This is a genomic window from Alteromonas gracilis (genome assembly GCF_043642145.1).
In the GTDB taxonomy this organism is placed as follows: domain Bacteria; phylum Pseudomonadota; class Gammaproteobacteria; order Enterobacterales; family Alteromonadaceae; genus Alteromonas; species Alteromonas gracilis_B.
On record NZ_JBHZRZ010000004.1, the window covers coordinates 436,804 to 444,503 of the forward strand.

General features: G+C 46.4%; 4 protein-coding genes and 1 pseudogene. All 5 read left to right on the plus strand.

All coding sequences use genetic code 11. The annotated features are described in order from the left end of the window. Window positions 1-29: 29 nt before the first annotated feature. Window positions 30-4,202: a DNA-directed RNA polymerase subunit beta' gene (gene rpoC, locus ACHUFN_RS11325; RefSeq protein ID WP_394222481.1), complete on the plus strand. Its 4,173-nt coding sequence runs from the start codon at window positions 30-32 to the stop codon at window positions 4,200-4,202. Between the two features lie 309 nt (window positions 4,203-4,511). Further along, window positions 4,512-4,886, plus strand: coding sequence for a 30S ribosomal protein S12 (rpsL, locus tag ACHUFN_RS11330; RefSeq protein ID WP_014951037.1), 375 nt, complete (start codon window positions 4,512-4,514; stop codon window positions 4,884-4,886). A 75-nt stretch (window positions 4,887-4,961) separates the two neighbouring features. Continuing rightward, window positions 4,962-5,432 carry a 30S ribosomal protein S7 gene (gene rpsG / locus ACHUFN_RS11335; protein WP_014951036.1) on the plus strand — a complete coding sequence of 157 codons (471 nt, stop codon included), beginning with the start codon at window positions 4,962-4,964 and terminating at the stop codon, window positions 5,430-5,432. A 27-nt stretch (window positions 5,433-5,459) separates the two neighbouring features. Further along, entirely contained in the window at window positions 5,460-7,562 is a 2,103-nt protein-coding gene (fusA, locus tag ACHUFN_RS11340) for an elongation factor G (RefSeq protein ID WP_039217587.1), read from the plus strand. Between the two features lie 63 nt (window positions 7,563-7,625). Beyond that, a pseudogene (locus tag ACHUFN_RS11345) lies at window positions 7,626-7,700 on the plus strand (GTP-binding protein); the annotation flags it as partial.

The window sequence follows — 7,700 nt, forward strand, 5'->3', positions numbered from 1 at the left end:
CTAGAGACTGACTCCGCTGGGAGAGTAATGTGAAAGACTTATTAAAGTTTCTAAAGCAACAAAACAAGACTGAAGAATTCGATAATATTCGAATCGGTCTGTCTTCACCTGACATGATTCGTTCATGGTCATTCGGTGAAGTTAAAAAGCCTGAAACAATTAACTACCGTACGTTCAAGCCTGAGCGTGACGGTCTGTTCTGTGCGCGTATATTTGGTCCGGTTAAAGACTATGAGTGTCTTTGCGGTAAGTACAAGCGCCTTAAGCACCGTGGTGTTATCTGTGAGAAGTGTGGCGTAGAAGTTACACTGACTAAAGTTCGTCGTGAGCGTATGGGTCACATCGAGCTAGCTAGCCCGGTTGCACACATCTGGTTCCTTAAATCACTTCCGTCTCGTATCGGCCTAATGCTTGATATGACACTTCGTGATATTGAACGTGTACTTTACTTCGAATCATACGTGGTTACAGAGCCAGGTATGACTACGCTTGAGCGCAGCCAGCTTCTTAACGAAGAAGATTACTTGGACGCACTTGAAGAGCACGGTGACGAGTTTGAAGCGAAGATGGGTGCTGAAGCAGTATTCGATCTTCTTACAGCACTAGACGTAGACGCAGATGTTGCAGCTATGCGTGAAGAGCTGCCTTCAATCAACTCTGAAACTAAGCGTAAGAAAATTACTAAGCGTTTGAAGCTGCTTGAGTCATTCCAACAGTCTGGTAACAAGCCAGAGTGGATGATCATGACGGTACTTCCGGTACTTCCGCCAGATTTACGTCCTCTAGTACCACTAGATGGCGGCCGTTTTGCAACGTCTGACCTTAACGACCTTTACCGTCGTGTAATTAACCGTAACAACCGTCTTAAGCGTCTTCTAGACCTAGCTGCTCCAGACATTATCGTACGCAACGAAAAGCGTATGCTTCAAGAGTCTGTTGATGCGCTTCTAGATAACGGACGTCGTGGTCGTGCGATTACCGGTTCTAACAAGCGTCCACTTAAGTCGCTTGCAGACATGATCAAAGGTAAGCAAGGTCGTTTCCGTCAAAACCTTCTTGGTAAGCGTGTTGACTACTCAGGCCGTTCTGTAATTACCGTTGGTCCTACACTACGTCTTCACCAGTGTGGTCTTCCTAAGAAGATGGCACTTGAGCTATTTAAGCCGTTTATCTACGGTAAGCTTGAAGGCCGTGGTCTTGCGACAACAATTAAAGCAGCTAAGAAGCTTGTAGAGCGCGAAGCACCAGAGGTTTGGGACGTACTAGACGACGTTATCCGCGAACACCCGGTACTACTTAACCGTGCACCTACACTTCACCGTTTGGGTATCCAAGCATTCGAACCAACACTAATCGAAGGTAAAGCGATTCAGCTTCACCCGCTAGTGTGTGCGGCGTACAACGCCGACTTCGATGGTGACCAAATGGCGGTACACGTTCCGTTGACAATCGAAGCACAGCTAGAAGCACGTGCACTTATGATGTCAACGAACAACATTCTGTCACCTGCGAACGGTGAGCCAATTATCGTACCTTCACAGGACGTTGTATTGGGTCTTTACTACCTAACGCGTGACAAAGTAAACGGCTTAGGCGAAGGCATGGTATTTACCAGCCCGAATGAAGCAGAAAAAGCATACCGTACAGGTAATGCTGAGCTTCACTCTCGCGTTAAAGTACGTATTACTGAGTATGACATCGATGAAGATGGCAACAAAACTGAGAAAGTAACGCTAACTGACACTACCGTTGGTCGTGCAATTTTCTCATTGATCCTTCCAAAGGGTCTGCCGTTTGAAATCATCAACCAAGCGATGGGCAAGAAGCAAATTTCAAAACTATTGAATGCTTGTTACCGTACGCTAGGTTTGAAAGACACAGTAATTGCTGCTGACCAAATCATGTATACCGGTTTCCACTACGCGATGATCGCGGGTGCGTCTGTTGGTATCGACGATATGGTTATTCCTGCTGCTAAGAAAGACATTATTGATGCAGCGGAAGCAGAAGTTATTGAAATTCAGGAACAGTTCCAAAACGGTCTTGTTACCGCGGGTGAGCGTTACAACAAAGTTATCGATATCTGGTCAAATGCCAACGAAAAAGTTGCTAAGGCCATGATGGATAACCTTAAGACTGACATCGTAATTAACCGCGATGGCGAAGAAGAAGAGCAATCATCATTTAACTCTGTTTACATGATGGCCGACTCGGGTGCTCGTGGTAGTGCCGCTCAGATTCGTCAGCTAGCAGGTATGCGTGGTCTGATGGCTAAGCCAGATGGCTCAATCATCGAAACCCCAATTACGGCGAACTTCCGTGAAGGTCTGAACGTACTACAGTACTTCATCTCAACTCACGGTGCTCGTAAAGGTCTTGCGGATACCGCACTTAAGACAGCGAACTCGGGTTACCTAACGCGTCGTTTAGTAGACGTTGCACAAGACTTGGTAATCACTAACGACGACTGTGGCACATTCGAAGGTGTTCAAATGACACCACTAATCGAAGGTGGTGACGTTGTTGAGCCACTACGCGAGCGTGTACTAGGTCGTGTGGTAGCAGAAGATGTACTTAAGCCAGGTACTAACGAAGTACTAGTAGAGCGTAACGTTCTTCTAGACGAAGCGTTAGTAGACATGCTTGAAGCTAACTCAGTTGACCAAATCATGGTTCGCTCTGTAATCACTTGTGACAACGACTTCGGTGTTTGTGCTAAGTGTTACGGTCGTGACCTTGCACGTGGTCACATGGTGGGTAGCGGTGAATCGGTTGGTGTTATTGCAGCACAGTCAATCGGTGAGCCAGGTACACAGCTTACCATGCGTACGTTCCACATCGGTGGTGCGGCATCAAGAGCATCTGCTGAGAACAGCGTACAAGTTAAGACGGCGGGTAGCCTTAAGCTACACAACGCGAAATTCGTACGTAACTCTGACGGCAAAGTGGTTATCGTTTCTCGTTCAACAGAACTTACTGTTATCGACGAGCAAGGCCGTGAGAAAGAGCGCTATAAAGTACCTTACGGTGCTGTACTTAGCGTGGATGATGGTGCAACGATTGCAGCTGGCGACATTGTTGCTAACTGGGATCCGCATAGTCACCCAATCATCACTGAACGTGCAGCTAAGATTAGCTTCGCAGACATTGATGACTCTAACACCGAAATGCAGCAAGACGAGCTTACTGGTCTAACCCGTATCGTTGTTAAAGACCTTGCGAAAGTTAACGCTAAAGAGCCTAAGCTAATTCTTGAAAGCGACGAGTTCGGTCTTCAAGAAATTCGTCTTCCAAGCTTCACCACTATCGAAGCGAAAGAAGGCAAAGTGGCTAACGAAGGTGACGTGCTAGCACGTATTCCTCAGGAAAGCTCGAAGACTCGTGATATCACGGGTGGTCTACCGCGCGTTGCGGACCTATTTGAAGCGCGTAAGCCTAAAGAGCCTGCAATACTTGCAGAAATCTCAGGTACTATCGGCTTCGGTAAAGAGACCAAAGGTAAGAAGCGTCTTGTAATTACACCTGCTGAGGGTGACGCGTACGAAGAGATGATTCCTAAGTGGCGTCAGCTTAACGTGTTCGAAGGTGAGAAAGTGGAAAAAGGCGAAGTTATCGCTGATGGTCCAGAGTCTCCACACGATATCCTACGTCTACGTGGTATCTCAGCTGTAGCTAACTACATCGTGAACGAAGTTCAGGAAGTATACCGTCTACAGGGTGTTAAGATTAACGATAAGCACATCGAAGTAGTTATTCGTCAGATGCTACGTAAGTGTATTATCACAAGTCCAGGCGATACGCAGTTCCTTGAAGGCGAACAGGTTGAAGTATCGAACGTTAAAGTGGCTAACCGTGAAATCGAAAAACACGGCAAGATCCCAGCGCAGTATGAAACACAACTGCTTGGTATCACTAAAGCGTCACTGTCTACTGAGTCATTTATCTCAGCAGCATCGTTCCAAGAAACAACACGTGTTCTAACTGAAGCTGCGGTTCAGGGTAAAGAAGATGACCTACGCGGTCTGAAAGAAAACGTAATCGTTGGTCGTCTAATTCCAGCGGGTACCGGTTTCGCTTACCACGAACGCCGTGCACAGCGTCGCAAAGAGCAAATCGAAGAAATGTCAGTTTCTGCTGCTGAAGCAGAGCAGGCACTAACCGAAGCGCTTAATGCTGGTGCAGACGAAGATACTGCCGAATAAGGCAAGATCATAGGAGTACGTTAACGTACTCCTAACAATTTGGCAGTCCAGTTGTACAGATTGCAGATAAATTAACTGCTTAACCTTTGTACAGCTTGACAGTCAGAGCGATGATCTTTAATATTCCGCGACCCGATTTTGGATAGCCATCATATGGCTCGATAAACGGTCGCGGTTTTTCGTATCAGCGCTCAGTGAATATTGACGAGCACAATATTCACAAACTAGAGCGATTAGTCGAATAATCGCATTAATATGGACCCAGTCACAGTGATTGGGTTTTCGTAGTTTTTAATCAGGAGCTAGTTAATGGCAACAGTTAACCAGTTAGTGCGCAAGCCGCGTAGAAAGCCCGTTGAAAAAAGCAACGTAGCTGCTCTACAAGCTTGTCCACAAAGACGTGGTGTATGTACTCGTGTATATACTACTACGCCTAAGAAACCAAACTCTGCACTACGTAAAGTATGTCGTGTACGTCTAACTAACGGTTTTGAAGTTTCTTCATACATCGGTGGTGAAGGTCACAACCTACAAGAGCACAGTGTAGTACTTATCCGTGGTGGTCGTGTTAAAGATCTACCAGGTGTTCGTTATCACACAGTTCGCGGTACTCTTGACTGCGCAGGTGTAAACGATCGTAAACAAGCCCGTTCTAAGTACGGCGCGAAGAAGCCTAAGTCATAACGGTTCTCCGTTAGTAAGGCCAAACTGAAGTTTAAGAGTTTTGGGTTTTCCCTGAATTCATACGGAGAATAGAAAATGCCAAGAAGAAGAGTCGTAGGTCAACGTAAAATCCTACCAGAGCCAAAATTTGGTTCACAACTGCTTGCGAAATTCATGAATGTCGTAATGCTCGACGGCAAAAAGTCAGTCGCTGAAAAAATCGTTTACGGTGCGCTTGATATTGTTGCTGAAAAAACCGGCAAAGCACACCTAGATATCTTCGAGGAAGCGCTTGATAACATCCGCCCAACAGTAGAGGTTAAGTCTCGTCGTGTTGGTGGTTCAACTTATCAGGTTCCAGTTGAAGTACGTCCAGTTCGTCGTAACGCGCTAGGTATGCGTTGGATGGTTGAAGCTGCACGTAAACGTGGCGAAAAGTCTATGGCACAACGCCTAGCGGCTGAAATGTTAGACGCAGCAGATAACAAAGGTTCAGCGGTTAAGAAACGTGAAGACGTTCACCGCATGGCCGAAGCAAACAAAGCGTTTGCTCACTACCGTTGGTAATCAACGTTATTTAACTGAGAGAGATTTATGCCTCGTAAGACCTCGATTGAGCGTTATCGCAATATTGGTATTGTGGCTCACGTGGACGCGGGTAAAACCACGACCACAGAGCGTGTTCTGTTTTATACAGGACTGTCTCACAAAATCGGTGAAGTGCACGATGGTGCTGCTACCATGGACTGGATGGAACAAGAGCAGGAGCGTGGTATTACTATCACGTCTGCTGCGACGACGTGTTTCTGGTCTGGTATGGAGCAACAGTTCGATCAACACAGGATCAACATCATCGACACCCCTGGACACGTTGACTTTACTATTGAAGTAGAGCGTTCATTGCGTGTTCTTGATGGTGCGGTCGTTGTATTCTGTGGGTCTTCCGGGGTAGAGCCTCAATCAGAGACAGTCTGGCGACAGGCTGACAAATATCAAGTGCCACGCCTAGTGTTCGTTAATAAGATGGACCGGGCTGGCGCTGATTTTGAACGTGTTGTGGGTCAAATCCGCAAGCGTTTAGGCGCAAACTGTGTTCCGATTCAAATCAACATGGGCGCTGAAGAGAATTTCCATGGCGTCATCGACCTTGTGAAGATGAAAGCCATCAACTGGAATGAAGAAGACATGGGTATGACATTTACCTATGAAGACATTCCGGCTGAGTATTTAGATACCGCTGAGCAGTACCGCACCGAGATGATCGAAGCGGCTGCAGAAGCATCTGATGAGCTAATGAATAAGTATTTAGAAGGTGAAGAGCTTTCTGAAGAAGAAATTCGTTCAGGCCTTCGTCAGCGTACGCTGAACAACGAAATTGTTCTTGCCACTTGTGGTAGTGCTTTCAAAAACAAAGGTGTTCAGGCTGTACTCGACGCTGTTATTCATTACCTTCCGTCTCCTACTGAAGTTAAGGCCATCACGGGTGTACTTGACGATAAAGATGAGACAGAAGCAGAGCGTCATTCAAGCGACGACGAGCCGTTCTCAGCACTAGCATTTAAAATAGCGACCGACCCGTTTGTGGGAACGTTAACGTTCTTCCGTTGTTATTCTGGTGTGGTTAACACTGGTGACACGGTTTACAACCCTGTAAAGGGCAAACGTGAGCGCTTTGGTCGTATCGTGCAAATGCACGCGAAAGACCGTGAAGAAATTAAAGAAGTACGCGCAGGTGACATCGCTGCGGCCATTGGCCTTAAAGATGTAACTACTGGTGATACGCTTTGTGATCCTAACCATGTTATTACGCTAGAGCGTATGGAGTTCCCTGAGCCAGTAATTTCAATTGCGGTTGAGCCTAAGTCGCAAGCAGACCAAGAGAAAATGGGTATTGCCCTAAGTAAGCTTGCAGCAGAAGATCCATCGTTTAAAGTTAAGACAGACGATGAGACAGGCCAGACGATTATCTCTGGTATGGGTGAACTTCACCTAGATATCATTGTCGACCGCATGAAGCGCGAATTTAAAGTTGAATGTAACGTAGGTAACCCACAGGTTGCTTATCGTGAAACCCTTCGTAAATCTGTTGAAGTTGAAGGGAAGTTCGTTCGTCAGTCAGGCGGCCGTGGCCAGTTTGGTCATGTTTGGTTACGCATTGAGCCTCAAGAAGAAGGCTCAGGCTACGAATTTGTGAACGAAATCGTCGGTGGTGTGGTACCAAAAGAGTTCATTCCAGCGGTCGATAAAGGAATTCAGGAGCAGATGCGAAGTGGTGTTCTTGCAGGGTATCCGGTACTAGATGTAAAGGTTACGTTGTTCGATGGTTCATACCACGATGTTGACTCTTCTGAAATGGCGTTTAAGATCGCCGGCTCTATGGGTTTCAAAAAAGGCGCCGCAGAAGCAAATCCGGTGTTACTTGAACCCACAATGAAAGTTGAAGTGACTACTCCAGAAGATTGGATGGGTGATGTAGTTGGTGACATTAATCGTCGCCGCGGCATGATCGAAGGTATGGAAGATGGCGTCGCAGGTGTTAAAATAATACGTGCAAAAGTGCCGCTTTCAGAAATGTTTGGATACGCAACTGACTTGCGTTCACAAACTCAAGGTCGTGCTTCATACTCAATGGAGTTCTTCAATTATTCTGAGGCGCCGAACAATGTGGCGCAGGCTATTATTGAATCTAGAATTTAATCTAAATGAAGGTTCGGTCCGGTCTATTGGTGGGTCGGGCTTTTAACTTAGGAAACGAGAAAAATGGCAAAAGAAAAGTTTGAACGTACGAAACCCCACGTAAACGTGGGTACAATCGGCCACGTTGACCACGGTAAA